We start from the raw sequence: 26,214 nt of genomic DNA, 5'->3' as shown, positions 1-26,214 counted from the left end.
ACGATTTCTGAGTCTCTCCCGTATAAAATAATAAAAAATATTAATATATAAATATAATGACGATAAAAATATTCTAAAGGATTGTGTCGTCATTTTTTGTTTTAAAATAGTGGAATGAAATCGGTAATTAGCTAATAAAAATAAAGTTTTGAAGAAAACTGAAAAAGATGAAATTTTCTAATATTTTATCCGTTTTTTGCTATCAATATTGAAGGAAATTTGATACAATAAACTTAGAAAGTATAGAGGCGTTTTAATGAAAATAGAGAATGTAATAAAGAAGTTTAATCAAGAAAAAATATATCTTTGTCCAAAGTGTTTATCAGAATCTTGTATAGAGAATATTAGTTTGGTTTGTAGTAATAATCATCGTTATGATTTTTCTAAGAAGGGTTATATCCATTTAATAAATAATTATAAACCTACAAAATATAGTGAAGAGCTGTTTAGAGCTCGTAGCGAAGTTTTTGGTAATGATTTTTATGCGAATGTTTTAAAAAATATCCAAAATTTAGTTGAAAAGTATGCTAAAGGTATTGTACTGGATATCGGATGTGGAGAAGGTTATTACATCAAGAAGTTAAAGGAAGTATTTCCTGAGAAATATTTTTATGGTCTAGATAATAGTAAGGATGCGATAGAGTTAGCTGTTAAAGAGGATAAATTGAATCCATATATGGTTGCTAACTTAGCTAATCTTCCGTTCAAAGATGGCAGTGTTTCGTGTATCTTGAATATATTAACACCGGCGAATTATGAAGAGTTTTTCAGAGTGCTTGGAGATGAAGGGTATTTGATTAAGGTTATTCCTAATGCTAATTATCTAAGGGAAATTAGAAAGTTAATCGGTGGTAAGGAATATACGAATAGCGATACTGTGAGCCTAATCGAGGAGAATTGCACTATCGTGGAGAGGATAACGGTAAGCGATACATTTCGATTAACACAGATGCAGGCGGCAAGTTTTCTAAAGATGACACCTTTAACATTTTCTAAAGTTATCACAGATGCTGATATTGAAAAACTAAAAGAAATTACGATAGATTTGGAGCTTTTAGTTTGTAAAAAGTAATATAAGTTTAAAAAAGAGGAAAAATTATGAAGGAGGAGATATTATGAACGCAAGCAAATACGATCATGTAGTAGAGGTGAAAAAACATGCAAAAGTACCTTGGTATAAAAGATGTCTTGACTTTTCTTTAGAAGAGGATATGGATTTTATGCAAGGGATGTATGATAGACAGAAAAACTTTTATCTATGTGAGAAGGGTAGTAAGATTTACCTAGTAGACAGTGATAATCATGAAAATGAGATTACGTGGATGGATCTTACGGATTTTATAGAAGTAGAAGTTGATGATTCTGTTTATAGAAAATATAGGTATTTAAAATAAATTGACAATTGAATAAGAGGCGTTAGAAGTAGTTTGTAAGTGTAGTACGAAAAAAAGAGGAGAAACATTATGTACGTGGCATACGATAATAAAGATGAAGTTTTTAATGCATTGGATAGCGATATAGAAAAAAATAAGGAGTATCACTGTCCGATATGTGGAGGGAAAGTAATTTTCAAAAAAGGTGTGAAGATTCAATCGCATTTTGCTCATGCTAAAAATTGTTCTTGTGAGTTTGAAACTTACAAGAAAGAGAGTAGTGAACATCTAGAAGCGAAGAAAGATCTTTATGAACATTTTAGAAAAAGATATCGTAATGTGGAAGTCGAACATATTTTTAAAACAGGGGAAAATAATGATATTCAAATAGCGGATGTATTTATTAAAGATAATAGCATAGCTTTTGAGTATCAAAGATCAGTTATTCCTTTTGATCTTATTAAAGCTAGAACAAGAGGATATATGAAAGCTGGATTGAAGTTAATCTGGTTAATTGATACAAACAAATTTATAAAAGAATTAAAAAGTTACGATGGTATAAGTTATATTAGGTATGCACCATTTGTGGACAATTTTTTAAATTATTATCAAGGGAAAGTGTTCTTTTATGGTTGGGATAATATAAACAAAAAATTTGAATTCTATCAAATCTGGGCTCATAATCTAAAAAAACGAAATGCTGTTTGTATAAAAACTTCATTAAGTATTGATGAGTTTGATGTGCCACTTGATTTAAAACTACTGGACAAAGATTTAACGTCGAAGTTGTATCCATCGGATGTTGAAAATTATGTCTATGAACAAATTAAGTTCGATAAGACTGTAAAAAATAAAGTTTTAAGCATGTTTTATAATCAACATATAGAGTTGAATAATATTCCTGAAGTAATTGGTGTTAACATGTTAGAACAGGTACTTATTAGAACGCCACTTGTCTATTGGCAAGGATTAATGTATAGATTCTATAAAGAAGGCAAAAGTTATTCTGAACTCATAAGAATAATGAGTAATATTATAGAATTTAAAGATAGTATTTATATTAACAATGTTCAACAAGGGGAAATTTTCTTAAAAGTATTCAAAGCGTATTATGCTTTATTAGTAGAAAATGATAAGTAAGAGGACAAAATTATGGGGGAGTACATTGAGAGTTTTACAGATGAACAAAAAAGGGTGTTGCTTTCTTTAATAGCTATAGAGAAAGTTACAACTTTAAAGATGCATAGGGTGTTTAAAGATTTAAATGGCATAGAGAAGATTTTAGAATTATCTATACCGGAGTTATCTGTGTATTTTGGAGATAATGCTGAGGAAGTTTATACTAAACTTCATAATAATATGGAGTTTGATTTCGAGAGTTATTTTGAATTTTATAATGTGAACTATATATTTTGTGATGATGTTTATTATCCTAAGGAGCTTTTTAGGGTTTATGATTATCCGTACGTTATTTTTTACAGAGGTAATAAGGATTTGCTACTGTTTAGAAGGAAGATTTCTATAGTAGGTAGTAGAAATAATACTTCATATTCAAAAAATGCTCTCGAGAGTATAGTGCCGTATTTAACGATGAATAATTTTGTGATAGTAAGTGGTCTTGCGATTGGGGTTGATAGCCTTGCTCATGAGGGGGCTTTAAAAAGTAAAGGATACACTATTGGTGTAATAGCTCATGGGCACAATATTATTTATCCGGAACAAAGTTATAAGCTCTATAAGGAGTTAGAACGAAACCATCTTATTATATCTGAGTATTTTCCAACTTCGCCTATAAGGAAATATAAATTTCTGGAGAGAAATAGGCTTGTTGCCGGTCTTTCATGTGCTCTTTTGGTGACGGAAGCGGCAAAGAGAAGTGGAACGCAAAGGACGGTGGATTTCGCCTTAGATGTAGGTTCTGATGTATTCTGCCTACCGGGGAAATTTGGCGATAAGATGAGTTATGCAATGAATGAGTACATTAAGGAGGGGGCGATACTTGTAAATAAATTAGAGGATTTTGGTAATGAATTAGGATTTTAGTGTAGATATTTGAAAGGATGATTATAATGACAGATATCTTATTTATTAATCCACTAGGTTGGGATAGATATATTTGGGCGAGAGTCTTAGAAAATATGCCAGACCAAACCTTTGATTTTATTGAATTTACCGAAGAGAGTTTTAAATCTATATCAAAAAAAGAAATTGAGCAGGTGCTATTAAATAAAATGACAAGAGTAAGAAGAGGGGGTTATATTGTAACTGCTTCTTATGGTACGGTTGTTTTACTTAACGGTTTAGAGATTTTTAGTGAATACCTTGATGGTGTTAATTTAATTATCATTGAGGGCTTAGAACCTATACCTCCTGAATCGGTGTTAAAAACATATTTTGAACCAGAGATAAAGTTCACTAGTAAAGAAGAATATCTATCAAAGACACTTAGTGTAGAAGAGATGAAAGATGAGTTTTTGGTGGAGTTAATCCTAAAAAAACTGAGAAAAGAAGGTAGTGAATATATGGTGAGGCCGAACTCGCAAACAGAGTATGATTATTTATCTTTGTATGCGGGGGTAGATAATTTAGAACTATTAAAAAGAAGTAGGAATATATTTAATAAACTTACAGTATTTTCTTACTTCAAGCTAATAGGGATGAATTATACGCAAATAGAGGAGTCAGATCATCTTCTTATGGTAACAAAACCACAGATGATCTTGGATATATTATTAGGGAAATAGAGAATTATGATAAATTTTATAATGGAAAATTTGATGATGTGTAAAAGGAACACATTATTATTGCGATATAAAATTATTGTTTAAAGCAAGTAGCTGATTGAGATATTATTGGCTACTTGTTTAATTTTTATATTATAAGCTGTATTAGTTGATAGAAATTATCAAGTATAGTATAATTTACAAGTTGTTTAAGATCAGAAGGTGATTTTACGGAGAGAATATATAAAATAGATTTATAGAAGGAGAAGATAAGTGAGAAACTTTTTTAATGCACTATTAGGTAAGAAGAGTCCAGAGTTTTTTGAAGTGATAAAAGGAAGAAAATCAGTTAAGTATTTTGATGCTGATGTTAAAATTAAACGTGAAGAAATTATAGAGATGTTAGATGAAGCGAATATTGCTCCTTCATCTTGTAACCTGCAACCTTGGAGATATATCGTTGTAGATACTCCTGAAGGAAAAGAGAAGTTAGGTAGTGCTAACTACAATAAAATTCAAAATGATACTTCTGCTGCGATGATTATCGTACTAGGGGATTTAAACTACTATAACAAGTTTGATGAGATATATGGTGAAGCTGTAGAAAAAGGTTATATGACTCAAGAAGTTAAAGACGGCTTTGAAGAAGGTATGGTTCCTCAATTAGAAAAAATCCCGGTTGATAAAAATAGAGAAGGTGTTTACTTTGACTGTGGACTATGGACGATGCAATTTACTAATATAGCTTATGCTAAAGGGTATGACACTAATATTATTGGTGGATTTATGAGAGACAAAGTTGCTGAACTATTTGAGTTAGAGGAAAACTTAGTACCTGTGATGTTAATTGCACTAGGTAAAAAAGAAAAAGATGGAAGACCGTCTGTAAGAATTAAAGCTGAAAAATTAGTGAGATTTGAATAATATAATAGTACTTTTGCAATAAATATTGAAAAATATAAAAGGGAGCAACTAGGTGGAATTGAAGTTTCAGTCTCAAAGTTGCTCTTTATTTCGTCCAAATAATTTTGAATTTTAGTAAATACATTATAAAATAGTAAATATATGTTTAAATAGAAAAAAGGAGAAATAAAGTGGAAAAATTAGAGGCGGTAATATTTGATTTTGATGGAACGATAGTAGATACGGAAAAAGTTTACTATGAAAACATGCGTGACTTAACTGAAGAAGTATTAGGTCAAAAATTAGATAAAATGGACTACATAAAAAATGTTTCAGGAACAAATGAAGAAACAAGCAAGAGATACTATAATGAAAGATATGAAATGTCTAGTGAGGATTATGATAAGTTTGAAGCGGAGATTACTAAGCGTATTCTAGATAATTATCATAATGCACCTGTATTACCAGGTATTGCGGAACTTATGGAATATTTATATACTCATGGGATAAAAATGGCAGTAGCTTCAAATGGAAAAAGAGAACATATTGAAACTGGGCTTCAAAGAAAAGGTTTTGAAAAATATATATCAGTTATAGCTACAAAAGAAGATAAGGTTACACCTAAACCTGCGCCAGATATTTATCTGTTAGCAGCTGAAAAATTAGGTGTTAGCATAAATAATGTTATAGCTATAGAAGATTCACGACCGGGTGCATTGGCTGCGGCGGCATCGGGGGCAACGTTAATTTTACAAACAAATGATATCACGAAACATATGGATTTTTCTGGTGTAAACTATAAATTTAAAGATGTAGATTTAGTTGCAACAGTTAAAGGAATTCTCGAGAATAAATAGTGTACAAAAACCAATCAGAAGAGTATAATAAAATTATTAAGATAAATCTTAAAATCAAATATACAAAGGGAGACTGTTATGTATACGTCTAATTTAAAAATTAAAGAAGGTTTTACTTCACATGCAACAACACCACTTGGTGGAGAATATAAAATGTTTATAGAAGAAAGTAAAGATGGTCCAATGGATTTATTTGCTACAGCATACAATGGATGTGTTAGTATGTGTGCAAAAGGATATTTCTTCAGAGCATATGAGTTAGTTGATTTAGTAATTGAAACTGAATTGATTGTTGATTATGATAATAGAAAAATTGTAGCTAATGTTCATGTAGATAGAACAGAAGAACAACTAGCGGCAGGGGATAGACAAGGAGTACTAGATAATATTAAACTTCGTTGTAAAGTATCTCATTTATTATCATCTGATTTAGAAATTCAATACAATATTTTACCGTTAAAATAAAATAAGAATTTAAAAGAACTTAGGGTGTAAAAACTCTGAGTTTTTTATTTTTCCAGGAGAAAAATAAATTTTTTCTTCTATATAATATAGTCTATATTAGCTAAAGAAAAAAATACAAGAAAATAGAAAACATATTCATAAAATTTTTTTAAATTTTTTTAACAAAATACTTGCAATATATGCTTTTACCATGTATAATAATTAATGTTGGTCTTGAAAAAGACTTGCGTTGAAGCGAAAGGTTACTGACACGCCCGGCCGCTTTGCCATGGCATGGCGTGCTGGAGAACTTTCGTGGAGAAGTCGCTACTAGATAGCGGCGAATAAATGTATAGGAGGAGAAATGATGGCAAAACAAAAAATTCGTATTCGTCTTAAAGGATATGATCACAGATTAGTAGATCAAAGTGCAGAGAAAATTGTTGAAACTGCAAAACGTTCTGGAGCAAAAGTTTCTGGACCAATTCCATTACCAACGGAAAAAGCAGTATACACAATCTTACGTTCAGTTCACATTTACAAAGATAGCCGTGAACAATTCGAACAACGTACACACAAACGCCTAATCGATATTATTGAACCAACACAAAAAACAGTTGACGCTTTAATCAGCTTAAACTTACCATCAGGTGTTGACATCGAATTAAAATTATAATTATAGGAGGTGACTTTCGATGACCAAAGGTATCTTAGGAAGAAAAGTAGGTATGACTCAAATCTTCGCTGAAAATGGAGAATTAATTCCAGTAACAGTAGTTGAAGCGAAAGGTAACGTCGTATTACAAAAGAAAACAGAAGAAGTTGAAGGATACAACGCAATCCAATTAGGATTCGACGATAAACGTCCTTACGATAAAGAACGTAAAGACCGTTTAGTAAAAGTTGCGAACAAACCTGAACAAGGTCACGCAGATAAAGCTAACACTGCTCCAAAACGTTTCGTACGCGAAATCAGAGATGCAGAAGTTGCTAATTATGAAGTAGGTCAAGAAGTCCAAGTTGATATTTTTGCAGCAGGGGACTTAGTTGACGTAACAGGAGTAAGTAAAGGTAAAGGATTCCAAGGGGCAATCAAGCGTCATGGACAAAGCCGCGGACCAATGGCTCACGGTTCTCGTTACCACCGTCGTCCTGGGTCAATGGGACCTGTAGCACCTAACCGTGTATTCAAAGGTAAAGCATTACCAGGTCAAATGGGTGGAGTTACAGTTACTACTCAAAACTTAGAAATCGTAAGCGTAGATGTAGAAAATGGATTAATCCTAGTTAAAGGATGTATTCCAGGATCTAAGAAAAGCTTCGTAAAAATCCAATCAGCAGTTAAATCTGGTAAATAATCGGAAAATATACGGAAGGAGGAAATTAGATAATGCCACAATTAGATTTATTTAAACAAGACGGTACTAAAGTTGGTGCAGTTGAAGCTAATGAAGCAGTATTCGGAATCGAACCAAATCAACACGTTTTATTCCAAGCTGTAACTTTACAAAGAGCATCACTTCGTCAAGGTACACACAAAACAAAAGGACGTTCTGAAGTTTCAGGTGGTGGTCGCAAACCATGGCGTCAAAAAGGAACAGGTCGTGCTCGTCAAGGATCTATCCGTTCACCACAATGGCGTGGAGGTGGAATTGTATTCGGACCTACACCACGTAGCTACAGCTTCAAAATGCCTCGTAAAATGCGTCGTTTAGCATTGCGTTCTGCTTTATCTTCTAAAGTAGCAGCTAACGAAGTATTTGCATTAGAAAGTTTATCATTTGATACAATTAAAACTAAAAACTTTAAAGAAATGTTATCAAACCTTAGCCTAGAGAAAAAAGTATTATTCGTAGTTACTGAACTAGAAGAAAATACTGTTTTATCAGGAAGAAATATTCCAGGAGTTGAATTTGTAGAAACAACTGGTCTTAACGTATTAGACATCTTAGGAAGCAACAAAGTTGTATTCACTAAAGATGCAGTAGAAAAAGTTGGGGAGGTATTAGCATAATGGAAGCACGCGATATTATCAAACGCCCAGTACTAACTGAAAAAAGTTATTTATTAATGCAAGAAAATAAATACACTTTCCTAGTAGACACACGCGCTCACAAAACTCAAATTAAACAAGCTATCGAAGAAATCTTCGGAGTTAAAGTTGAGAAAGTAAACGTAATGAACTACAAACCAAAATTCCGTCGTGTTGGAAGATACGGTGGTTACACTAACAAACGTAGAAAAGCAATCGTTAAGTTAGCAGAAGGACAAACAATCGAAGGATTATTCGCTTAAGAATAACAAATACCATTAAGGAGGAAAAATGACAAATGGCAATTAAAGTATATAAAGCTATAACTAACGGTCGTCGTAACATGACATCATTAGATTTTGCGGAAATTACAACTAACAAACCAGAAAAGTCATTATTAGCGCCGCTACCGAAAAAAGCGGGAAGAAATAACCAAGGTAAAATTACAGTTCGTCACCACGGTGGAGGACACAAAAAACAATACCGTATTATTGACTTCAAGAGAAATAAAGACAACGTACCAGCAAAAGTTGCTACTATCGAGTACGATCCAAACCGTTCAGCGAACATCGCTCTATTACACTATGTAGATGGAGAAAAAAGATACATCATCGCTCCTAAAGAACTTAAAGTAGGACAAATCTTAGTATCTGGTGAAACTGCTGATATTAAAGTTGGTAATGCATTACCACTAGCAAACATCCCTGTAGGGACATTAATTCACAACATCGAACTTAAACCTGGTAAAGGTGGACAATTAGTACGTTCTGCTGGAGCAAGTGCTCAAGTACTTGGTAAAGAAGGTAAATACGTATTAGTACGTCTTAAATCAGGAGAAGTAAGAATGATCTTAGCAACTTGCCGTGCTACAATCGGTGAAGTTGGTAACGAACAACACGGACTAGTAAATATCGGTAAAGCCGGTAGAACTCGTTGGTTAGGTAAAAGACCAACTGTACGTGGATCTGTTATGAACCCGAACGATCACCCACACGGTGGTGGTGAAGGACGTACTTCAATCGGACGTAAATCACCAATGTCACCATGGGGTAAACCTACTCTTGGTAAGAAAACTCGTTCTAAAAAAGCTCGTTCAAACAAATTTATCGTACGTGCTAGAACTAAATAATAAAATTAAACAAAGGTTAGTTGGTGAGGAGCAAGTGCTCTTTACCAAAGCCTTAAGTATGCAAAGTATCGGAAAGGAGATAACACAATGGCTCGTAGTTTAAAAAAAGGACCATTCGCTGATCACCACTTATTAGCAAAAGTTGAAAAAATGAACGAACAAGAAAAGAAACAAGTAATTAAAACTTGGTCTCGTCGTTCAACAATCTTCCCAACATTCATAGGACTTACTTTTGCAGTATATGACGGAAGAAAACATGTACCTGTATATGTGACTGAAGATATGGTAGGACACAAATTAGGTGAGTTTGCACCAACAAGAACTTACAAAGGTCACGTTGCAGACGACAGAAAAACAAGAAGATAATTTAGAAATTAGTAAAATCAAGGAGGCACATTCATGGAGTCAAAAGCAATCGCTAAGACAGTCCGCATTGCTCCTCGTAAAGTAAGACTAGTATTAGACTTAGTACGTGGGAAAAAAGTGGGCGAAGCATTAGGAATTTTAGAATTCACAACTAAATCAGCTTCTTTACCAGTAGCTAAAGTTATTAAATCAGCTGCTGCTAACGCTGAACACAACTATGGAATGAATGTAGAAGACTTAGTAGTATCACAAGCATTTGCAAATGAAGGACCAACTCTTAAAAGATTCCGTCCAAGAGCAAAAGGTGCTGCAAGTTCAATCAACAAAAGAACAAGTCACATCACTATCGTTTTAAGTGATAACAAATAATAAAAATTAAGAAATTATAAAAGCTAAACTAGTTAAAGGAGGCTACAAACTGTGGGTCAAAAAGTACATCCAATAGGCTTACGTGTTGGAGTTATTCGTGATTGGGATTCAAAATGGTATGCGGAAAAAGATTTCGCTGCTAACTTACACGAAGATTTCAAAATCCGTGAGTTCATCAGTAAACAATTAAAAGACGCTTCAGTTTCTAAAGTAGAAATTGAAAGATTTGATAAGAAAGTAAACATTTCAGTACACACTGGTAAACCAGGTATGGTTATCGGTAAAGGTGGTGCTGAGATCGATAAATTAAGATTAGAATTAAACAAATTAACTGGGAAAAGAGTACACATTAATGTAGTTGAAATCAAAAAAGTTGATATCGACGCTAAATTAGTAGCTGAAAACATTGCTCGTCAATTAGAAGCTCGTGTATCATTCCGTCGTGCTCAAAAACAAGCTATCCAAAGAGCTATGAGAGCAGGAGCTAAAGGAATTAAAACTCAAGTATCAGGACGTCTTGGTGGAGCAGATATCGCTCGTGCAGAACACTACTCAGAAGGTTCAGTGCCACTACACACATTAAGAGCAGACATCGACTACGCTCATGAAGAAGCAGATACAACTTATGGTAAACTTGGAGTTAAAGTTTGGATTAACCGTGGTGAAGTATTACCAACTAGAAAATCTGAAAAAGGAGGTAACTAATTTATGTTAATGCCTAAACGTGTTAAATATCGTCGTCAACACAGACAATCAACAAAAGGTAAATCTAAAGGCGGAAACGTAGTAGATTTCGGTGAATTTGGATTACAAGCTACTACTGCAGCAAGAGTTACTTCTCGTCAAATAGAAGCTGCTCGTATAGCGATGACTCGTTATATGAAACGTGGTGGTAAAGTTTGGATTAAAATCTTCCCTCACATGCCTTACACTAAAAAACCATTAGAAGTACGTATGGGATCTGGTAAAGGTGCAGTAGAAGGATGGGTTGCAATCGTTAAACCAGGTAGAGTGATGTTCGAAGTTGCTGGAGTAAGTGAAGAAGTTGCACGTGAAGCTCTAAGACTTGCATCTCACAAGTTACCTGTTAAATGTAAATTTGTAAAACGTGAAGAAACAGGTGGTGAAGCATAATGAAAACAAATGAATTCAAATCAATGATTAGAGAATTAACTTCACAAGAGTTAGAAACAAAAATCAAAGAATTAAAAGAAGAGCTTTTCAACTTACGCTTCCAATTGGCAACTGGTCAATTAGAAAATACAGCTCGTATTAGTCAAGTTAGAAAATCAATCGCTCGTATGAAAACTGTTATTCGCGAAAGAGAATTAGCGAATAAATAATATAGGAGGCAAACATGACTGAGAGAAATGATAGAAAAGTTTACGTTGGAAAAGTAGTTTCTGATAAAATGGATAAAACAATCACAGTTTTAGTAGAAACTTACAAAAAACACCCTCTATACGGTAAACGTGTAAAATATTCTAAAAAATTCAAAGCACATGATGAAAACAATGTTGCTAAATTAAATGATATCGTAAAAATAATGGAAACTCGTCCATTATCTGCAACTAAAAACTTCCGTTTAGTAGAAGTAGTAGAAGAAGCAGTTATAATCTAATAAAACTAGGATAAACCCTAAGAAGGAGGCAAAAAGCGCATGATTCAACAAGAAACACGCTTAAAAGTGGCTGATAACTCAGGAGCAAAAGAAGTTTTAACAATCAAAGTTCTAGGTGGTTCAGGACGTAAAGTTGCTAACATTGGTGACGTAATTGTATGTTCTGTTAAAAAAGCAACACCAGGTGGAGTTGTTAAAAAAGGTGAAGTAGTTAAAGCCGTAATCGTTCGTACAAAAACAGGAGCTCGTCGTAACGACGGTTCATATATTAAATTTGATGAAAATGCTTGTGTAATTATCCGTGATGATAAGAGCCCACGTGGTACACGTATTTTCGGACCAGTTGCTCGTGAATTAAGAGACGGTAACTACATGAAAATCGTATCACTAGCTCCAGAAGTATTATAATAATAAAAAGTACAGTAAAGAAGGAGGTTAACAAGAAATGTTCATTAAAAAAGGTGATAAAGTTGTAGTAATTACTGGTAAAGACAAAGGTAAAGTTGGTACAGTAATCGAAGCTCAACCTAAAAAAGATCGTGTTGTTGTAGAAGGTGTTAACATCATTAAAAAACACGTTAAGAATTCTCAAGATGCACCTCAAGGTGGAATCGTAGAAAAAGAAGCAGCAATTCACGTATCAAACGTAATGTTACAAGATCCTGAAACTGGAAAAGCGACAAGAGTACGTTTCGAAGAAAAAGATGGTAAGAAAGTACGTATCGCAGTAAAATCAGGAAAAGAAATATAATAATAGTTGAAGAAAGGAGGCACTATTTTAGATGGCTCGTTTAGAAGATAAATTTAAATCTGAGATAACAAAAGAATTAATGACAAAATTTGAGTACAGCAGTGTTATGCAAGTACCAAAAATTGAAAAAATCGTAATTAACATGGGTGTAGGTGATGCTGTGCAAAACTCTAAAGCCCTAGACAACGCAGTAGCAGAATTAGCTTTAATTTCTGGTCAAAAACCATTAGTAACAAGAGCTAAAAAATCAATCGCTACTTACAGACTTCGTGAAGGTATGCCTATCGGGGCTAAAGTTACTTTACGTGGAGAAAGAATGTATGAATTCTTCGACAAATTAGTAACTGTAGCACTTCCACGTGTACGTGACTTCCACGGTGTTTCTAAAAAAGCATTCGATGGTCGTGGTAACTACACACTAGGTGTTAAAGAACAATTAATTTTCCCTGAAATTGATTACGATAAAGTAAGTAAAGTACGTGGTATGGACATCGTTATAGTAACAACAGCTAACACAGATGAAGAAGCTCGTGAGTTATTAACACAATGTGGAATGCCATTCGCAAAATAAGAAAGGTGAGGTAAAAGACACATGGCTAAAAAAGCAATGGTAGAGCGTGAATTAAAACGCCAAAAATTAGTTGACAAGTATGCAGCTAAAAGAGCGGAATTAAAAGCTAAAGGTGATTACATCGGACTTAGCAAACTTCCAAAAAACTCAGCTCCAGCTCGTTTACACAATCGTTGTAGCATAACTGGACGTCCTCACGGATACATTGGAAAATTTGGAATCAGCCGTATTAAATTCCGTGAATTAGCTTACAAAGGACAAATTCCTGGAGTTAAAAAAGCAAGTTGGTAATATATTAGTAGAAGAAAGGAGGATTTATCCTAATGACAATGACAGATCCTATCGCAGATATGCTAACACGTATTCGTAATGCTAACATGGTTAAACACGAAACATTAGAATTACCTGCGTCAAATATTAAAAAGCAAATTGCAGAAATCTTAAAACAAGAAGGTTTCATTAAAGATGTAGAATACATCGAAGATAACAAACAAGGAAAACTTAAACTTACTCTTAAATACTCAAAAGGTGAAAGAGTAATTAAAGGAATTAAAAGAATTTCAAAACCTGGTTTACGCGTATACGCTAAAGCAGATGAACTGCCAAGAGTATTAAATGGACTAGGAATAGCAATCGTATCAACTTCAACTGGAGTTGTAACTGATAAAGTTGCTCGTAAAAATAACACAGGTGGAGAAGTATTAGCTTACATCTGGTAATATTATAAGGAGGTGCCAATTAAATGTCACGTATAGGTAATAAAGTTATTACAGTACCTGCAGGGGTTGAAGTTAACATCGTTGATAACTTCGCAACAGTTAAAGGACCTAAAGGTGAATTAAAACAACAATTTGATAAAGACATGACTTTCAACATTGAAGGAAGTGAAATCACAGTAGTACGTCCATCTGACTCTAAACGTCACCGTACAGTACACGGAACAACTCGTGCTATCTTAGCTAACATGGTTGAAGGTGTATCTGCTGGATTCAAAAAAGAACTTGAATTAATCGGGGTTGGATACCGTGCTCAAATGCAAGGTAAAAAATTAGTACTAAGTGTTGGATACTCTCACCCAGTTGAATTCGAAGAAATCGAAGGAATTACATTAGGTGTTGAAGGAAACACTAAAGTTAGTATCGAAGGTATTAACAAAGAAGTAGTAGGACAATACGCAGCTAAAGTTCGTGCAGTACGTCCTCCAGAACCTTATAAAGGTAAAGGTATTCGCTACGTAGGTGAATATGTTCGCCGTAAAGAAGGAAAAACTGGTAAATAATAGATAACAGAAAGGAGTGTTTCAAATATGATTACGAAACTTGATAAAAATAAAGTTCGTAAAAAAAGACACGCAAGAGTACGTGTTAAAGTTCAAGGAACTACAGAAGTTCCACGTTTAAACGTATACCGTTCAAACACAAACATTTACGCACAAATTATTGATGACACTAAAGGTGTTACATTAGCACAAGCTTCTTCATTAAAACTTGAGAACGTTTCTAAATCAAGTGTAGAAGCAGCTAAAGAAGTTGGAAAATTAATCGCAGAAGTAGCTAAAACTAAAGGAATTGAAAAAGTTGTTTTCGACCGTGGAGGATACCTATATCACGGACGTGTTAAAGCATTAGCTGAAGCAGCACGTGAAAACGGACTTGTATTCTAATAAGGAGGGAAATAAGTAGATGCGTCAAGAAGAAATCAAAAAAGAATTTGAAGAACGCGTAGTTGCCATTCGCCGTGTAGCTAAAGTTGTTAAAGGTGGACGTCGTTTCCGTTTCTCTGCTTTAGTAGTAGTTGGTGACAAAAATGGTCGCGTAGGATTTGGTACAGGTAAAGCTCAAGAAGTACCAGATGCAATCAGAAAAGCAGTTGAAGCTGCTAAACATAACTTAATTACTGTACCAGTAGTTAATGGAACAATACCTCACGAAATCATCGGACAATTTGGAGCAGGTTCAGTATTAATCAAACCAGCTGCACCTGGTACAGGGGTTATCGCTGGTGGACCAGTTCGTGCCGTATTAGAATTATCAGGTATTTCAAATATCTTATCAAAATCTCTAGGTTCAAACACACCAGTAAACATGGTTCGTGCTACAATCGAAGGATTAACAAGATTACAAACAGTAGAACACGTAGCAGCTTTACGTGGTAAATCTGTGGAAGAATTATTAGGATAAGAGGAGGGAAAAGAACATGACATTAAAAGTAACCCTAACTCGTAGTACTATTGGTCGTCCAAAGAATCAAAGAAAAGTTGTTGAAGCTCTTGGTCTTAAAAAAATGCACCAAACAGTTGAACACAAAGATAACGCTGCGATTCGCGGAATGATCAACAAAGTTTCACACTTAGTAACAGTAGAAGAAAAATAAGAATTATTAATACAAGGAGGTGCTAGTCTAAATGAAATTACATGAATTACAACCAGTTGAAGGTTCTCGTAAAGAGCGTAACAGAGTAGGTCGTGGGATTGGATCAGGAAATGGTAAAACTTCAGGACGTGGTCAAAAAGGACAAAAAGCACGTAGTGGTGGTGGAGTTCGCCCAGGATTTGAAGGTGGACAAAACCCATTATTCAGACGTATTCCAAAACGTGGATTTAACAATGTAAACAGAAAAGAATTTGCAGTTGTAAATCTTGACGACTTAAATAAATTTGAAGATGGTACTGTAGTATCACCTGCTCTATTATTAGAAACTAAAGTTATTAAAAAAGAACTTTCAGGTGTTAAAGTATTAGCTAACGGTAAATTAGAGAAAAAATTAACTGTACAAGCTCACAAATTCTCATCTTCAGCAAAAGAAGCTATTGAAGCAGCTGGAGGAGTTTGCGAGGTGCTATAATATATGTTTAGTGCATCACTAAATTTATTTAAAGTTAAAGAAACTCGTAACAAAATTTTATTTACCTTATTTGGTATATTCCTATTCCGTATCGGTTCTTACTTACCGATACCTGGAGTAGATGCAGATGTTCTTAAAAGTCAAGATGCATCTGGATTATTCGGAATATTTAATACATTTGCAGGAGGAGCTTTACAACAGTTTTCTGTATTCGCTATGGGTATCATGCCATACATTACAGCATCAATCGTAATTCAACTTATGCAAATGGATGTTATTCCTACATTAACTGAGTGGTCAAAACAAGGTGAAGTAGGACATAAAAAAACTCAAAAATTAACAAGAGTCTTGGCTATTGTCTTAGCATTTATCCAATCGCTTATTATGTCTTATGGATTTAATAATGCATATCAAGGACTAATCAAAGACACATCAGTCATAGGATTCATTACAGTAGCTTTAGTATTAACTGCTGGTACAGCATTATTACTATGGCTAGGGGATCAGATATCTCAATATGGTGTAGGTAATGGTGTTTCTATCATTATCTTAGCGGGTATTATCGCTCGCTTACCAATGGAATTCATTCAAGTTTATGAATCTCAAATTAAAGATGCTGAGAACCTTACATTAGCAATTTTAAAAATTGTTATTGTAGCAATCATTGTTATAGGAATTGTTGCTGCTGTTGTTTACATGCAAGAAGCAATTCGTAAAATTCCTATTCAATACTCTCAAGCGAGAGCAGGTCGTAGAATGTTAGGAGCAAGATCAACTTACTTGCCTCTTAAAGTGAACAGTGCCGGGGTTATCCCAGTAATCTTCGCTATCGCATTCTTACAATTACCTAGAACTATTGCGATATTCGCACCTAATAACGAAAAGTTACAAAGAATTGTATCATATTTCGATTTCAGTCATGTTCTAGGATTAACATTATACGTAGTATTAATTATTGCGTTCTGTTACTTCTATGTAATGGTTCAAGTTAACCCAGAAAAAATGGCTGATAATTTAAGAAAACAAGGAAGTTTTGTTCCAGGGGTTAGACCAGGTAAAAAAACTGAACAATACATTACAGGTATTTTATACAGACTAACGTTTGTAGGTTCAATATTCCTAGCAGCTGTTTCGGTTCTTCCAACAATATTCACAAGCATTGCTAAATTACCAGCATCTGTTCAAATTGGTGGTACAAGTTTAATAATTGTTGTCAGTGTAGCGCTAGAGACAGTTAAACAACTTAATACTCAATTAACAGAGAAGAACTATAGAAGTTTTATTACAGGACGAAAAGGTGGTAAATAATCATGATGAATATTATTTTAATGGGATTACCAGGAGCGGGTAAAGGTACTCAAGCAGAGCAAATTAAAGCGAATTATCCAATTCCGCATATTTCTACTGGAGATATGTTTAGAGCTGCTATTAAAAATGAGACTCCGCTTGGAAAAGAAGCAAAAAGTTATATTGATAAAGGACAACTTGTTCCTGACAGTGTAACTATAGGATTAGTTGAAGAAAGATTGAATCAAGAAGATGCAAAAGAAGGCTTTTTACTTGACGGTTTTCCAAGAACAGTAGAACAAGCTGAAGCCCTTGATCAAATTTTAGCAAAAACTAATAGAAAAATCGATAAAGTACTAAATATCGATGTAGATCCAGCTATTCTGTTACCTCGTTTAACAGGTAGAAGAATCTGTAAACAATGTGGAAACACTTATCACTTACTTTTCAACCCTACAAAAGTTGAAGGTATTTGTGATAATGATGGTGGTGAATTATACCAAAGAAGTGATGACAACGAAGAAACAGTTGGTAATCGCTTAGAAGTTAACATCAAACAAACAAAACCTCTTTTAGACTTCTATAGTCAAAAAGAAGGAGTAGTTGAAAATGTTAATGGTGACCAAGACATCAAAGTAGTTTTCCAAGACGTACAAAATATATTAGATAAACTGAAATAGTCAGGGAGGAAAAGTATGGCAAAAGATGTCATTGAAGTAGAAGGTTTAGTAGTAGAAAACTTGCCGAATGCAATGTTTAAAGTAGAATTAGAAAATGGTCATATTATTTTAGCTCATGTTTCTGGAAAAATCAGAATGAATTATATAAGAATTTTACCAGGTGATAAAGTTACAGTAGAAATGAGTCCGTATGACCTGACAAAAGGTAGAATAACTTATAGATTCAAGTAAGTTATAAACTCAAGGAGGAAATAACGATGAAAGTAAGACCATCAGTAAAAAAAATCTGTGACAAATGTAAAGTAATTCGTCGTGGTGGTAAAGTATTAGTGATTTGCGAAAACGCAAAACATAAACAAAAACAAGGATAATTAATTAGGAGGTGCAAACTTAATGGCACGTATAGCAGGAGTAGATATTCCACGTGAGAAACGCGTTGTTATATCTCTAACTTATGTATATGGTATAGGTTTAAAAACTTCTCAAAAAATCTTAAAAGAAGCTGGAGTTTCTGAAGATGTGAGAGTTAAAGACTTAACAGAAGATCAACTAGATAAAATTCGTGAAATCGTAGATAACTACAAAACAGAAGGTGACTTACGTCGTGAAGTTTCATTAAACATCAAACGTCTAATGGAAATCGGATGTTACAGAGGAATTCGTCACCGTCGTGGACTTCCAGTAAGAGGGCAAAACACTAAGAACAACTCTCGTACTCGTAAAGGTCCTAAGAAAACAGTTGCGAACAAGAAAAAATAATTAGGATAGGAGGAGAAACACAACTATGGCTCGTAAACAACAATCACGTAAACGTCGTGTGAAAAAAAATATACAAAATGGTGTTGCACACATTCGTTCTACATTCAACAACTCAATCGTAACAATTACAGATGAACATGGTAATGCAGTATCATGGTCAAGTGCAGGAGCACTAGGATTCAAAGGTTCTAGAAAATCTACTCCATTCGCAGCACAAATGGCAAGTGAAGCAGCAGCTAAACAAGCTATGGAACACGGAATGAAATATGTAGATGTAACAGTTAAAGGTCCAGGTGCAGGACGTGAAGCAGCTATTCGTGCATTACAATCTGCTGGATTAGAAGTTACATCAATCAAAGACGTAACTCCAGTTCCTCACAATGGATGTCGCCCACCTAAACGTCGTCGTGTATAATAATAACATAGACAAAATTTAGGAGGTTTAACATAATGTTAGCAATAGAAAAACCAAAAATTCAAATCATTGAAGAATCATCAGATAAAAGATTTGGTCGCTTTGTAGTTGAACCACTTGAACGTGGATATGGAACTACATTAGGTAATTCATTGAGAAGAATGTTAATCTCATCATTACCAGGAGCAGCAGCAAGAAGCATCGATATTGAAGGAGTTCAACACGAATTCCAAGCAATTAAAGGTGTTGTAGAAGATGTTACTGAAATCATTATGAACGTTAAAAACATCGCATTTGTAGTTCATTCTGAAGAAGAAAAACAAGTATCAATCAGTGTTAAAGGTCCTGCAGTTGTTACAGCAGCAGACATCGCTATCGATTCTGATATCGAAGTAGTAAATACTGATCAACACATTGCAACAGTATCTGAAGGTGGACAATTTGAAATGATCATTTACGTTGGAAAAGGACGTGGATTTATACCAGCTGATGGTAACAAAAAACGTGACTTACCAATCGGAGTTATTCCAATCGATTCAATTTACACACCAGTATCAAAAGTTAACTATACTGTAGAAAAAACTAGGGTAGGTCAAAGTACTGACTTTGATAAACTTATCTTAGACGTTACTACAAATGGTTCAATTACAGCTAACGACGCTTTAGCATTAGCATCTAAAATTCTAATTTCGCACTTAGAATTATTTATGGAAATGTCTGAAGAAGCAAAAGCTGCTGAAATATTGGTAGCTAAAGAAGAAGATAATAAAGTTCAAATGTTAGAAATGACAATTGAAGAATTAGACTTATCAGTACGTAGTTACAACTGCTTAAAACGTGCAGGAATTAACACAGTACAAGAATTAGCTAACAAAACAGAACAAGAAATGATTAAAGTAAGAAACTTAGGTCGTAAATCTCTAGAAGAAGTTAAAATTAAACTTCAAGAGTTAGAACTAGGATTCAAAGAAGAATAATACTAACAAGGAGGCACACTAATGGGTTACAGAAAATTAGGACGTACATCAGCTCACCGTAAAGCGATGTTAAGAAACTTAGTAACTGCTCTACTAGTACACGGTAGAATTGAAACAACTGTTACAAGAGCGAAAGAAGTTCGTTCATTAGCAGAAAAAATGATTACATTAGGTAAAAAAGGTGATCTAGCAGCAAGACGTAATGCAGCTAAATTCATCCAACCTGTTGCAGTAGCAACTGAAGAAGGTAAGAGTCAATTAGCTCTTAAAAAATTATTTGAAGAAGTAGCACCTAAATATGCTGACCGTAACGGTGGATACACTCGTATTCTACGTGTTGGACCACGTAAAGGTGATGGTGCAGAAACAGCTATTATAGAATTAGTTTAATAAAAATTTTTCATACAACAATAACATACTACATACACACACAACTAAACAACACATACAACAAGAATTTAAACTAATTTTTTTGGCAAAAGAGTGCTTGAAATGCGTAGGAAAAGGCTACGTCGTCTAGCTCTAATGTATCCTAGCATATCGCTAGGATACCCTTTTGTCCCTTTAAAAATTAAATCTAATTATACTTTAAAAGATTACCAGGCAAGGTAGTCTTTTTTTGCGTTGTACGTTTGAATTTCTAGTGCCAAAGGCACGTCGAAATCCTTACGTACAACGTACGCAACGAAGACTTACTTTTAGAGGAACGAAGTGACGAATAAAAGTTTAGTCAAGACTGCGAGGCAGTGTTAAGATTTTTAGAATCTTCGATTTGTAAAAATCATTACGTGCAAAATACGCAAGGACGTACCAAGAAGCAAGGCAAAAGCCGAAGGTGATTGGAATACGTCTACTGCGAAGTGACAAAGTAATATAGTAAATTATAATGAGATTTCTAGTGCCAAAGGCACGTCGAAATCCTTACGTATAACGTACGCAACGAAGTGACGAATAAAAGTAGCAGTGATAACTACTAATCATCTTAGTCGCGTTGCTTCTGATGATTAGAGTTATTGTTGCATAAGTTACTCGATAAAATTTCCCTTCATCCATAAGATTTGTGAAATTTAACGATTAACTCATAGTCAAGACTGCGAGGCAGTGTTTTTATTTTTAGAATCTTCGATTCGTAAAAATCATTACGTGCAAAATACGCAAAAGGAACTAAATTTCTAAGGAAGGAAGAGACGTAAGAAATTTTTAGTTCCAACTGCGAAGTGACAATGTAGAATTTGAAAATTATGAATTGACATACGTTAGGTACAAAGTACGCAAGGACGTACCAAGAAGCAAAGCGATAGCTGAAGCTGATTGGAGTACGCTTACTGCGCGTGTCCTTAAGATTTTTTTAATTTGAATAATTGAAAAACTATGTTTTTATAGATGGTTTTATGATATAATGATTTTAAAATTTATTTATGGAAGGTAAGACGATTAGATATGTAGTTGAATTTCAAGTTTTTAAAACTGTGCAATTATTTACAGTTTTTAATTAATTTTATTTTTACATCTAATCTTGAATGGAGAAGAGTAATGTATGAGAAATTATTGATGAAAACAGCGTTACTTGCGGGAAAAATATTAATGGAAAATGGTGCCGAGGTATATAGAACTGAAGATACGCTTGAGAGAATCATTAAACATGGTGTTGGCGATAATCGTATTGATGAATATTATACTCATGTTACTCTTACTGGTATATTTATTAGGATAGAAAAACTAGGGACTGATTTCCGAAGAGTAGGAGATAGAACCTACAATCTAACAAAAATATCGGAAGTTAATTCGCTATCAAGGGCATTTACATCAGGAAAAATAAGTTTACCAGATATGTATAAGGCACTAAAAAGAGTTCAAGAAGAAAAGAGTCCTATAAAGGATTGGTTTAAAGTTCTTTGTTCAGGGGTTCTTAGTGGTAGTATCGTCTTGATCTTTGATGGTACCTTTTGGGATGTAATACCAGGAGGAATAGCTGGAGCAGTAGCATTTTATGTTTATATTAAAGTTATCGACTATTTAAAAGCACCGTTTATTTCTGAGTACATTAGTACTTTTGTCGGTGGTGTAGCAGGATATATAGGATTTGCTTTGTTAAATGGGCATTCACTAAGACTTGCTATGATAGGTGCAGTAGTTCCTCTTGTACCAGGTATTACAATAACAAATTCGATGAGGGATATTATCGCCAGACAGTTTATTTCTGGTTCTATTCGATTTATTGAAAGTTTCTGTGTAGCATTTGCGTTAGGTGCAGGAATAGTTACTGTGTACTATATAGTTAGACTACTAGGAGGTGTGGTATAATGCTTGCTGTAATGAGTCATGCCTTGTTGCTACTATATCATTTTATATTTAGCTTTATATCTTCAGTATCTTTCGGAATTGTTTGTGATGTTCCAAGAAAAACTTTGGTAACTGGTGGAATAATTGGAGCTATAGGATGGTGTGGATATTGGGAAATGTGGAGTCATGGACATAGTGTATTTATGTCGAGTTTAGTATGCTCGTTATTATTAGCTAATATAGGTCAAATTTGTGCGATAAAATTTAAAAATCCTGTAACTGTCTATTTTGTTCCAGGACTAGTACCGGTAGTACCTGGAGTAACTATTTATGATGCATTTAGAACATTATTATTAGATGAATATGGAAATTCCGCAAAGATTTTCTTAAATAGTTTTTATGGTGCAATAGGTTTAGCAGTTGGTATAATAATAGCTGATTCGGTTTTTAGAGTTGTACTAAAACCATTATTAAATAAAAAAGTTAATTAAATAGATTTACAAAAATCGAATTACCGGAAAAAATTGGTACGATTTTATGATAATCTAAGTAAGATTAAGATATAATAATTGTTTCTTTGAAATTTATTATTATATCTTATTTTTTACTTGTAATGTATGGTGGTATATGGTACACTATAAGTGGAAGATGTATGGTGGTATATGGTACACTTAGAAAGGAGGTCACCATGTTTCAAATTGATTCATTATCAGATAAACCGATTTATAAACAAATAGTAGATCAAATTAAGTCTATGATAAGCAAAAATTTATTACAGGAGGGAGATAAATTACCATCGGTAAGAGAATTTTCGAAAATGCTTAGTGTTAATGTTAGTACAATTCAAAAAGCTTTTCAACAGTTAGAAAGTGAAAAGATAATCACAACAATCGTAGGGAGAGGCACTTTTATTACAAATAATTTTGATAATATTGTTCCAAATTATGAACTAATAGATTCGATAATTGAGGAATTAATTAGGGAAGTAAAGATAAGGGGAATCTCGGAAGAAGATTTATTAGAAAAAATTAAGTTGGAATTTCGAAAGGGTGATTAATTATGGATAATGAGAAGAAGATCGATGGAAAGTTAAAAGAATTAATCATGGAATGGAAATTTTTAGGATTATCAATGGAGAAATTATGCGAAGTTATATCAAAAAAGATAAAGGAGAAAAATTATGAAGCTTACGATAGAAAAAATTAATAAAAAATTTTTAAAAAATATAGTATTAAACAATGTTAGTTTTTCCGTAAGTACAGGAGAAATTGTAGCACTTGTTGGAAGAAATGGAAGTGGGAAAACAACTTTATTAAAGATACTATCAGGAATATATAGTCAAGATTCTGGGGAAATAGAAATTGAAGGTGTAGATAATAAAAATATAAGAAAACAATTGATTTATATACCGGATAGATTCGATTATTTTAAAAATTCTAAAATTAAGAAAGTTTGTGAATTTTACAAGTTAGCTTATGAAAATTTTGATGAACAATATTTTAAAACAGAATTAGAAAAAATTAAATTATCACAAACTAGCAGATTATCTGAATTATCAAAAGGACAACTAGCTATTTTTAGTTTGATTTTGGGGATTTCGTGTCGAACGAAGTTTATCTTCTTAGATGAACCACTAGATGGGATAGATGTGATAAATATTAAAATGATAGTTGATTATATTTTGGACGCTCAAAGTGATGGAGTTGGGTTATTAATTAGTAGTCACCAATTAAATGCTCTGGAAAATATAAGTGATAAGGTTGTCTATTTAGATGATGGAGTTGGAGTTAGTGAAGAAATTAATAAGGATGAGTATAGTAAATATCAATTAGTATACCAAGAAAAAATACCAGAGGAGTTACGTCGTAACCCTGATATAAGAATTATTAGTAATATTGGAAGAGTTTATGTGGTTATTATGAAGGGAAGTTATGATGTTACTCATGACATTATTCAAGATGAAAATCTTCTTCAATATGATAAACTCCCTATTGTATTAGAGGATATCTTTTTATTAAATAGTAAGGGGGAAGATGAAAATGTGTAAAGATATTTTAAAAATTATTCGCATATATTTGAAACAATATTCAATAATGTTAATTATACTATTAATTGCCTTCTCGACATTTGCTGCTACAACTACCAATAAACAACTAAATAAATTAAAAAATGGAGTTGCAGTTTATGATTTTCAATTAACAACAGGAATAGTTAAGGAATTGGAAATTAGAAAAGGTGCATCTAATGATGAATTAAATCAAAAAAGATATGAATTGTATAAGGAAAAAGAAGAATATCAAAAAAATTATAAAGAAAAGTTATCAAAAGAAAAATTAGCTGAGATGAAACATTCTTATGCGGTTGGAGCATATTTGCATAACTTTCCTAGTGCTACATTATGGACATTTTATACTAACAATGAGGACCTAAATGTACTTACTGGCAATGATAGTGAAAAATATAAACAGTACTTAACTGAAGAAGAACTGAATAATGTTTCTAAGTATAAAGAATGGTCAAGAATGCAGCCGGGTAGTAAGGAGTACTTTGATAAACAAGAGGAATTAGATAAAGTATATCCGCCAGCATTAGATATTAGTAATGTAAAAACATTAACTTTCTTAAAAGAAAATTTAGAAGCTAGTAAAGTTAAGTTGAAAGAAACTATGTTTAACGAGGGAACTAATATAGGGTATTATATTTTAATAACATTGATCCCGTTATTAATCTTTGGAGTTGAATATCATACTAATTTTGGTAAATTTGTAGCGAGCTTACCTTATGAAAAAGAGAAAGTATACTTTGCCAAAGTAATTTTATCATTCTTAACTTTAATAGTTAGCTATATTCTAACAGGATTAACCAATATAGCAGTTATAAGTAATAGTTTGTTAGGAGAAATTTATAACGTGCCAGCGGTACTCGAAATAAATAATAAAATTTATATACTAGGAATAGGTCTGGTATTACTAGGAGCTATTTTATCAAGTTTTTGTGGAAGTATATTGAGCATAGGTGTGATGTATATTCCATCTCTTACATTAATTTATTATCCATTGGTAGTATGGATTGCTGTAGGAAGATTGTTCTTTGTAAATTATCTTCCAGAAGGACCGTTTCTTGATAATATACCAAAGATGCCAATATTTTATTATTTCGGATATAGTCCTTGGAAGAATATTATTATTTACCTAGTTATTTTAACAATAATTATGCTGTTAGCAAGTAAGATTTATAGAATACATAATGTAGAAAAAGAAGGAGAATTTTTCATAATAGAAAGAGTTTCGTTAGTGGGATACTTAATATTATTAATAGGAGTATTTGCCTTCGTATTAATAGTATTAGTGGATGTATTTACTATTAACAATGTACTAGCTTTAGCATTAACAATATTATTAGTACCAGCTGGTCTTTGGAAACTGATTAGAATAAAAATTAGAATATAAGATTCTACAGAAGTTTAGAAAAAATAATAAGGGGGCTGACTCAAAAGCCCTAAATTTTAACAAGGTTTATATGAAAACTCATAGACGCAGTGGTTTATTGATATCTAAATTCGCTTTATAAAAGCTTTTTAGATATCTAATAAACTTTGCGGGGGTGACTCGACAAAATCGATTTCTACGAAATCACGATTTTTGAGTCACTCCCATTTTCTGACAATTACTCAAAATTATAAAAAGTTTTTAGATAAAAATACACAATTTTTCAAAAAACGGTTGACACATAAAAAATTTACTGATATACTTAATAACAAGTTAATGATTCGCGCGTTGATAAGATAAGTAAAAGTGAAAGATGGTAAAGAGAGTCTCGGTTGGTGAAA

At 33.2% G+C, this 26,214-nt stretch carries 43 protein-coding genes; all 43 read left to right on the top strand.

Annotation, left to right across the window (positions count from 1 at the left end; translation table 11 throughout):
* The first annotated feature begins 256 nt into the window (after positions 1-256).
* The 43 genes from RWN11_RS00215 to RWN11_RS00005 all read left to right on the top strand — a co-directional run bounded on the left by RWN11_RS00215 (position 257) and on the right by RWN11_RS00005 (position 25,834).
* Positions 257-1,072 (top strand): methyltransferase domain-containing protein, encoded by an 816-nt coding sequence (locus tag RWN11_RS00215; protein ID WP_314159786.1) that lies wholly within the window; start codon positions 257-259, stop codon positions 1,070-1,072.
* A 43-nt stretch (positions 1,073-1,115) separates the two neighbouring features.
* Positions 1,116-1,394: a hypothetical protein gene (locus RWN11_RS00210; protein ID WP_314159785.1), complete on the top strand. Its 279-nt coding sequence runs from the start codon at positions 1,116-1,118 to the stop codon at positions 1,392-1,394.
* A gap of 69 nt (positions 1,395-1,463) precedes the next feature.
* Positions 1,464-2,513, top strand: coding sequence for a competence protein CoiA family protein (locus RWN11_RS00205; protein ID WP_314159784.1), 1,050 nt, complete (start codon positions 1,464-1,466; stop codon positions 2,511-2,513).
* Between the two features lie 12 nt (positions 2,514-2,525).
* Positions 2,526-3,416 carry a DNA-processing protein DprA gene (dprA, locus tag RWN11_RS00200; protein WP_314159783.1) on the top strand — a complete coding sequence of 297 codons (891 nt, stop codon included), beginning with the start codon at positions 2,526-2,528 and terminating at the stop codon, positions 3,414-3,416.
* A gap of 26 nt (positions 3,417-3,442) precedes the next feature.
* Positions 3,443-4,117, top strand: a complete 675-nt coding sequence (locus tag RWN11_RS00195; protein WP_314159782.1) for a hypothetical protein — start codon at positions 3,443-3,445, stop codon at positions 4,115-4,117.
* Positions 4,118-4,369: 252 nt separating this feature from the next.
* Positions 4,370-5,020 carry a nitroreductase family protein gene (locus RWN11_RS00190; RefSeq protein WP_314159781.1) on the top strand — a complete coding sequence of 217 codons (651 nt, stop codon included), beginning with the start codon at positions 4,370-4,372 and terminating at the stop codon, positions 5,018-5,020.
* Between the two features lie 170 nt (positions 5,021-5,190).
* On the top strand, positions 5,191-5,856 hold the full coding sequence (locus RWN11_RS00185; RefSeq protein ID WP_314159780.1) for an HAD family phosphatase: 666 nt from the start codon (positions 5,191-5,193) through the stop codon (positions 5,854-5,856).
* Between the two features lie 78 nt (positions 5,857-5,934).
* On the top strand, positions 5,935-6,321 hold the full coding sequence (locus RWN11_RS00180) for a hypothetical protein (RefSeq protein WP_314159779.1): 387 nt from the start codon (positions 5,935-5,937) through the stop codon (positions 6,319-6,321).
* Between the two features lie 346 nt (positions 6,322-6,667).
* A complete protein-coding gene (gene rpsJ / locus RWN11_RS00175) occupies positions 6,668-6,976 on the top strand; it encodes a 30S ribosomal protein S10 (protein WP_003147624.1) in 309 nt (102 codons plus the stop codon).
* Positions 6,977-6,995: 19 nt separating this feature from the next.
* Complete coding sequence (rplC, locus tag RWN11_RS00170) at positions 6,996-7,658, top strand: 50S ribosomal protein L3 (RefSeq protein ID WP_003144195.1); 663 nt, start codon at positions 6,996-6,998, stop codon at positions 7,656-7,658.
* 32 nt (positions 7,659-7,690) lie between these two features.
* Positions 7,691-8,314 (top strand): 50S ribosomal protein L4, encoded by a 624-nt coding sequence (gene rplD, locus RWN11_RS00165; protein ID WP_048802796.1) that lies wholly within the window; start codon positions 7,691-7,693, stop codon positions 8,312-8,314.
* Entirely contained in the window at positions 8,314-8,595 is a 282-nt protein-coding gene (rplW, locus tag RWN11_RS00160; protein WP_003144216.1) for a 50S ribosomal protein L23, read from the top strand. The genes rplD and rplW overlap by 1 nt, the downstream gene beginning before the upstream one ends.
* Before the next feature lie 35 nt (positions 8,596-8,630).
* Positions 8,631-9,461, top strand: a complete 831-nt coding sequence (rplB, locus tag RWN11_RS00155) for a 50S ribosomal protein L2 (protein WP_003144367.1) — start codon at positions 8,631-8,633, stop codon at positions 9,459-9,461.
* An 87-nt stretch (positions 9,462-9,548) separates the two neighbouring features.
* Positions 9,549-9,827, top strand: coding sequence for a 30S ribosomal protein S19 (gene rpsS, locus RWN11_RS00150; protein ID WP_003144310.1), 279 nt, complete (start codon positions 9,549-9,551; stop codon positions 9,825-9,827).
* Between the two features lie 33 nt (positions 9,828-9,860).
* The gene (gene rplV, locus RWN11_RS00145) at positions 9,861-10,196 is read left to right on the top strand and encodes a 50S ribosomal protein L22 (RefSeq protein ID WP_003144105.1); all 336 of its coding nucleotides are present in this window, start codon (positions 9,861-9,863) and stop codon (positions 10,194-10,196) included.
* A 51-nt stretch (positions 10,197-10,247) separates the two neighbouring features.
* Positions 10,248-10,901: a 30S ribosomal protein S3 gene (gene rpsC, locus RWN11_RS00140; RefSeq protein ID WP_314085910.1), complete on the top strand. Its 654-nt coding sequence runs from the start codon at positions 10,248-10,250 to the stop codon at positions 10,899-10,901.
* 3 nt (positions 10,902-10,904) lie between these two features.
* The gene (gene rplP, locus RWN11_RS00135; RefSeq protein WP_003144099.1) at positions 10,905-11,330 is read left to right on the top strand and encodes a 50S ribosomal protein L16; all 426 of its coding nucleotides are present in this window, start codon (positions 10,905-10,907) and stop codon (positions 11,328-11,330) included.
* Entirely contained in the window at positions 11,330-11,539 is a 210-nt protein-coding gene (rpmC, locus tag RWN11_RS00130; protein ID WP_003144404.1) for a 50S ribosomal protein L29, read from the top strand. Before rplP ends, rpmC begins: the two co-directional genes overlap by 1 nt.
* Positions 11,540-11,553: 14 nt before the next feature.
* On the top strand, positions 11,554-11,817 hold the full coding sequence (rpsQ, locus tag RWN11_RS00125) for a 30S ribosomal protein S17 (RefSeq protein WP_003144356.1): 264 nt from the start codon (positions 11,554-11,556) through the stop codon (positions 11,815-11,817).
* 39 nt (positions 11,818-11,856) lie between these two features.
* The gene (gene rplN, locus RWN11_RS00120; protein ID WP_003144098.1) at positions 11,857-12,225 is read left to right on the top strand and encodes a 50S ribosomal protein L14; all 369 of its coding nucleotides are present in this window, start codon (positions 11,857-11,859) and stop codon (positions 12,223-12,225) included.
* A 37-nt stretch (positions 12,226-12,262) separates the two neighbouring features.
* Positions 12,263-12,568, top strand: coding sequence for a 50S ribosomal protein L24 (gene rplX, locus RWN11_RS00115; RefSeq protein WP_004633598.1), 306 nt, complete (start codon positions 12,263-12,265; stop codon positions 12,566-12,568).
* Between the two features lie 31 nt (positions 12,569-12,599).
* Positions 12,600-13,139 carry a 50S ribosomal protein L5 gene (gene rplE / locus RWN11_RS00110; protein WP_003144426.1) on the top strand — a complete coding sequence of 180 codons (540 nt, stop codon included), beginning with the start codon at positions 12,600-12,602 and terminating at the stop codon, positions 13,137-13,139.
* A 21-nt stretch (positions 13,140-13,160) separates the two neighbouring features.
* The gene (rpsN, locus tag RWN11_RS00105; RefSeq protein WP_003144337.1) at positions 13,161-13,430 is read left to right on the top strand and encodes a 30S ribosomal protein S14; all 270 of its coding nucleotides are present in this window, start codon (positions 13,161-13,163) and stop codon (positions 13,428-13,430) included.
* Positions 13,431-13,462: 32 nt separating this feature from the next.
* Entirely contained in the window at positions 13,463-13,858 is a 396-nt protein-coding gene (gene rpsH, locus RWN11_RS00100; protein ID WP_060914795.1) for a 30S ribosomal protein S8, read from the top strand.
* A gap of 23 nt (positions 13,859-13,881) precedes the next feature.
* On the top strand, positions 13,882-14,418 hold the full coding sequence (rplF, locus tag RWN11_RS00095; protein WP_003144256.1) for a 50S ribosomal protein L6: 537 nt from the start codon (positions 13,882-13,884) through the stop codon (positions 14,416-14,418).
* 27 nt (positions 14,419-14,445) lie between these two features.
* Positions 14,446-14,802, top strand: a complete 357-nt coding sequence (rplR, locus tag RWN11_RS00090; protein ID WP_048802798.1) for a 50S ribosomal protein L18 — start codon at positions 14,446-14,448, stop codon at positions 14,800-14,802.
* Positions 14,803-14,821: 19 nt separating this feature from the next.
* Positions 14,822-15,319: a 30S ribosomal protein S5 gene (gene rpsE / locus RWN11_RS00085; protein ID WP_003144191.1), complete on the top strand. Its 498-nt coding sequence runs from the start codon at positions 14,822-14,824 to the stop codon at positions 15,317-15,319.
* Positions 15,320-15,335: 16 nt separating this feature from the next.
* On the top strand, positions 15,336-15,512 hold the full coding sequence (rpmD, locus tag RWN11_RS00080; protein WP_003144406.1) for a 50S ribosomal protein L30: 177 nt from the start codon (positions 15,336-15,338) through the stop codon (positions 15,510-15,512).
* A 31-nt stretch (positions 15,513-15,543) separates the two neighbouring features.
* Positions 15,544-15,984 (top strand): 50S ribosomal protein L15, encoded by a 441-nt coding sequence (gene rplO / locus RWN11_RS00075; protein ID WP_003144255.1) that lies wholly within the window; start codon positions 15,544-15,546, stop codon positions 15,982-15,984.
* Between the two features lie 3 nt (positions 15,985-15,987).
* Positions 15,988-17,292: a preprotein translocase subunit SecY gene (gene secY, locus RWN11_RS00070; protein WP_314159778.1), complete on the top strand. Its 1,305-nt coding sequence runs from the start codon at positions 15,988-15,990 to the stop codon at positions 17,290-17,292.
* Between the two features lie 5 nt (positions 17,293-17,297).
* Positions 17,298-17,951, top strand: coding sequence for an adenylate kinase (locus RWN11_RS00065; protein WP_314159824.1), 654 nt, complete (start codon positions 17,298-17,300; stop codon positions 17,949-17,951).
* Between the two features lie 15 nt (positions 17,952-17,966).
* Entirely contained in the window at positions 17,967-18,182 is a 216-nt protein-coding gene (gene infA / locus RWN11_RS00060) for a translation initiation factor IF-1 (protein ID WP_003144387.1), read from the top strand.
* A 26-nt stretch (positions 18,183-18,208) separates the two neighbouring features.
* Positions 18,209-18,322: a 50S ribosomal protein L36 gene (gene rpmJ, locus RWN11_RS00055; protein ID WP_003144208.1), complete on the top strand. Its 114-nt coding sequence runs from the start codon at positions 18,209-18,211 to the stop codon at positions 18,320-18,322.
* A gap of 22 nt (positions 18,323-18,344) precedes the next feature.
* Positions 18,345-18,710, top strand: a complete 366-nt coding sequence (rpsM, locus tag RWN11_RS00050) for a 30S ribosomal protein S13 (RefSeq protein ID WP_003144419.1) — start codon at positions 18,345-18,347, stop codon at positions 18,708-18,710.
* Between the two features lie 25 nt (positions 18,711-18,735).
* The gene (rpsK, locus tag RWN11_RS00045; RefSeq protein WP_003144405.1) at positions 18,736-19,125 is read left to right on the top strand and encodes a 30S ribosomal protein S11; all 390 of its coding nucleotides are present in this window, start codon (positions 18,736-18,738) and stop codon (positions 19,123-19,125) included.
* A 35-nt stretch (positions 19,126-19,160) separates the two neighbouring features.
* Positions 19,161-20,102, top strand: a complete 942-nt coding sequence (locus RWN11_RS00040) for a DNA-directed RNA polymerase subunit alpha (protein ID WP_314159777.1) — start codon at positions 19,161-19,163, stop codon at positions 20,100-20,102.
* Between the two features lie 21 nt (positions 20,103-20,123).
* On the top strand, positions 20,124-20,492 hold the full coding sequence (gene rplQ / locus RWN11_RS00035; RefSeq protein WP_003144119.1) for a 50S ribosomal protein L17: 369 nt from the start codon (positions 20,124-20,126) through the stop codon (positions 20,490-20,492).
* 1,143 nt (positions 20,493-21,635) lie between these two features.
* The gene (locus RWN11_RS00030) at positions 21,636-22,406 is read left to right on the top strand and encodes a threonine/serine exporter family protein (RefSeq protein WP_314159776.1); all 771 of its coding nucleotides are present in this window, start codon (positions 21,636-21,638) and stop codon (positions 22,404-22,406) included.
* Entirely contained in the window at positions 22,406-22,876 is a 471-nt protein-coding gene (locus RWN11_RS00025; RefSeq protein ID WP_314159775.1) for a threonine/serine exporter family protein, read from the top strand. Before RWN11_RS00030 ends, RWN11_RS00025 begins: the two co-directional genes overlap by 1 nt.
* Positions 22,877-23,073: 197 nt before the next feature.
* Positions 23,074-23,442, top strand: coding sequence for a GntR family transcriptional regulator (locus tag RWN11_RS00020; protein WP_314159774.1), 369 nt, complete (start codon positions 23,074-23,076; stop codon positions 23,440-23,442).
* A 2-nt stretch (positions 23,443-23,444) separates the two neighbouring features.
* Entirely contained in the window at positions 23,445-23,591 is a 147-nt protein-coding gene (locus tag RWN11_RS00015; RefSeq protein ID WP_314159773.1) for a hypothetical protein, read from the top strand.
* A complete protein-coding gene (locus RWN11_RS00010) occupies positions 23,566-24,432 on the top strand; it encodes an ABC transporter ATP-binding protein (RefSeq protein WP_314159772.1) in 867 nt (288 codons plus the stop codon). The genes RWN11_RS00015 and RWN11_RS00010 overlap by 26 nt, the downstream gene beginning before the upstream one ends.
* Positions 24,425-25,834, top strand: a complete 1,410-nt coding sequence (locus tag RWN11_RS00005; protein ID WP_314159771.1) for a hypothetical protein — start codon at positions 24,425-24,427, stop codon at positions 25,832-25,834. Before RWN11_RS00010 ends, RWN11_RS00005 begins: the two co-directional genes overlap by 8 nt.
* The last annotated feature ends 380 nt before the right edge of the window (positions 25,835-26,214 follow it).

It is taken from the genome of uncultured Gemella sp. (assembly GCF_963519265.1).
Lineage (GTDB): Bacteria > Bacillota > Bacilli > Staphylococcales > Gemellaceae > Gemella.
This window is presented reverse-complemented; position numbering and strand designations above follow the sequence as displayed.

What these genes read in the sequence shown, in the direction of transcription:
- RWN11_RS00215 (WP_314159786.1), top strand. Translation starts at nt 257, where the DNA reads ATGAAAATAGAGAATGTAATAAAGAAGTTTAATCAAGAAAAAATATAT.
- RWN11_RS00210 (WP_314159785.1), top strand. Translation starts at nt 1,116, where the DNA reads ATGAACGCAAGCAAATACGATCATGTAGTAGAGGTGAAAAAACATGCA.
- RWN11_RS00205 (WP_314159784.1), top strand. Translation starts at nt 1,464, where the DNA reads ATGTACGTGGCATACGATAATAAAGATGAAGTTTTTAATGCATTGGAT.
- dprA (WP_314159783.1), top strand. Translation starts at nt 2,526, where the DNA reads ATGGGGGAGTACATTGAGAGTTTTACAGATGAACAAAAAAGGGTGTTG.
- RWN11_RS00195 (WP_314159782.1), top strand. Translation starts at nt 3,443, where the DNA reads ATGACAGATATCTTATTTATTAATCCACTAGGTTGGGATAGATATATT.
- RWN11_RS00180 (WP_314159779.1), top strand. Translation starts at nt 5,935, where the DNA reads ATGTATACGTCTAATTTAAAAATTAAAGAAGGTTTTACTTCACATGCA.
- rpsJ (WP_003147624.1), top strand. Translation starts at nt 6,668, where the DNA reads ATGGCAAAACAAAAAATTCGTATTCGTCTTAAAGGATATGATCACAGA.
- rplC (WP_003144195.1), top strand. Translation starts at nt 6,996, where the DNA reads ATGACCAAAGGTATCTTAGGAAGAAAAGTAGGTATGACTCAAATCTTC.
- rplD (WP_048802796.1), top strand. Translation starts at nt 7,691, where the DNA reads ATGCCACAATTAGATTTATTTAAACAAGACGGTACTAAAGTTGGTGCA.
- rplW (WP_003144216.1), top strand. Translation starts at nt 8,314, where the DNA reads ATGGAAGCACGCGATATTATCAAACGCCCAGTACTAACTGAAAAAAGT.
- rplB (WP_003144367.1), top strand. Translation starts at nt 8,631, where the DNA reads ATGGCAATTAAAGTATATAAAGCTATAACTAACGGTCGTCGTAACATG.
- rpsS (WP_003144310.1), top strand. Translation starts at nt 9,549, where the DNA reads ATGGCTCGTAGTTTAAAAAAAGGACCATTCGCTGATCACCACTTATTA.
- rplV (WP_003144105.1), top strand. Translation starts at nt 9,861, where the DNA reads ATGGAGTCAAAAGCAATCGCTAAGACAGTCCGCATTGCTCCTCGTAAA.
- rplP (WP_003144099.1), top strand. Translation starts at nt 10,905, where the DNA reads ATGTTAATGCCTAAACGTGTTAAATATCGTCGTCAACACAGACAATCA.
- rpmC (WP_003144404.1), top strand. Translation starts at nt 11,330, where the DNA reads ATGAAAACAAATGAATTCAAATCAATGATTAGAGAATTAACTTCACAA.
- rpsQ (WP_003144356.1), top strand. Translation starts at nt 11,554, where the DNA reads ATGACTGAGAGAAATGATAGAAAAGTTTACGTTGGAAAAGTAGTTTCT.
- rplN (WP_003144098.1), top strand. Translation starts at nt 11,857, where the DNA reads ATGATTCAACAAGAAACACGCTTAAAAGTGGCTGATAACTCAGGAGCA.
- rplX (WP_004633598.1), top strand. Translation starts at nt 12,263, where the DNA reads ATGTTCATTAAAAAAGGTGATAAAGTTGTAGTAATTACTGGTAAAGAC.
- rplE (WP_003144426.1), top strand. Translation starts at nt 12,600, where the DNA reads ATGGCTCGTTTAGAAGATAAATTTAAATCTGAGATAACAAAAGAATTA.
- rpsN (WP_003144337.1), top strand. Translation starts at nt 13,161, where the DNA reads ATGGCTAAAAAAGCAATGGTAGAGCGTGAATTAAAACGCCAAAAATTA.
- rpsH (WP_060914795.1), top strand. Translation starts at nt 13,463, where the DNA reads ATGACAATGACAGATCCTATCGCAGATATGCTAACACGTATTCGTAAT.
- rplF (WP_003144256.1), top strand. Translation starts at nt 13,882, where the DNA reads ATGTCACGTATAGGTAATAAAGTTATTACAGTACCTGCAGGGGTTGAA.
- rplR (WP_048802798.1), top strand. Translation starts at nt 14,446, where the DNA reads ATGATTACGAAACTTGATAAAAATAAAGTTCGTAAAAAAAGACACGCA.
- rpsE (WP_003144191.1), top strand. Translation starts at nt 14,822, where the DNA reads ATGCGTCAAGAAGAAATCAAAAAAGAATTTGAAGAACGCGTAGTTGCC.
- rpmD (WP_003144406.1), top strand. Translation starts at nt 15,336, where the DNA reads ATGACATTAAAAGTAACCCTAACTCGTAGTACTATTGGTCGTCCAAAG.
- rplO (WP_003144255.1), top strand. Translation starts at nt 15,544, where the DNA reads ATGAAATTACATGAATTACAACCAGTTGAAGGTTCTCGTAAAGAGCGT.
- secY (WP_314159778.1), top strand. Translation starts at nt 15,988, where the DNA reads ATGTTTAGTGCATCACTAAATTTATTTAAAGTTAAAGAAACTCGTAAC.
- RWN11_RS00065 (WP_314159824.1), top strand. Translation starts at nt 17,298, where the DNA reads ATGAATATTATTTTAATGGGATTACCAGGAGCGGGTAAAGGTACTCAA.
- infA (WP_003144387.1), top strand. Translation starts at nt 17,967, where the DNA reads ATGGCAAAAGATGTCATTGAAGTAGAAGGTTTAGTAGTAGAAAACTTG.
- rpmJ (WP_003144208.1), top strand. Translation starts at nt 18,209, where the DNA reads ATGAAAGTAAGACCATCAGTAAAAAAAATCTGTGACAAATGTAAAGTA.
- rpsM (WP_003144419.1), top strand. Translation starts at nt 18,345, where the DNA reads ATGGCACGTATAGCAGGAGTAGATATTCCACGTGAGAAACGCGTTGTT.
- rpsK (WP_003144405.1), top strand. Translation starts at nt 18,736, where the DNA reads ATGGCTCGTAAACAACAATCACGTAAACGTCGTGTGAAAAAAAATATA.
- RWN11_RS00040 (WP_314159777.1), top strand. Translation starts at nt 19,161, where the DNA reads ATGTTAGCAATAGAAAAACCAAAAATTCAAATCATTGAAGAATCATCA.
- rplQ (WP_003144119.1), top strand. Translation starts at nt 20,124, where the DNA reads ATGGGTTACAGAAAATTAGGACGTACATCAGCTCACCGTAAAGCGATG.
- RWN11_RS00030 (WP_314159776.1), top strand. Translation starts at nt 21,636, where the DNA reads ATGTATGAGAAATTATTGATGAAAACAGCGTTACTTGCGGGAAAAATA.
- RWN11_RS00025 (WP_314159775.1), top strand. Translation starts at nt 22,406, where the DNA reads ATGCTTGCTGTAATGAGTCATGCCTTGTTGCTACTATATCATTTTATA.
- RWN11_RS00020 (WP_314159774.1), top strand. Translation starts at nt 23,074, where the DNA reads ATGTTTCAAATTGATTCATTATCAGATAAACCGATTTATAAACAAATA.
- RWN11_RS00015 (WP_314159773.1), top strand. Translation starts at nt 23,445, where the DNA reads ATGGATAATGAGAAGAAGATCGATGGAAAGTTAAAAGAATTAATCATG.
- RWN11_RS00010 (WP_314159772.1), top strand. Translation starts at nt 23,566, where the DNA reads ATGAAGCTTACGATAGAAAAAATTAATAAAAAATTTTTAAAAAATATA.
- RWN11_RS00005 (WP_314159771.1), top strand. Translation starts at nt 24,425, where the DNA reads ATGTGTAAAGATATTTTAAAAATTATTCGCATATATTTGAAACAATAT.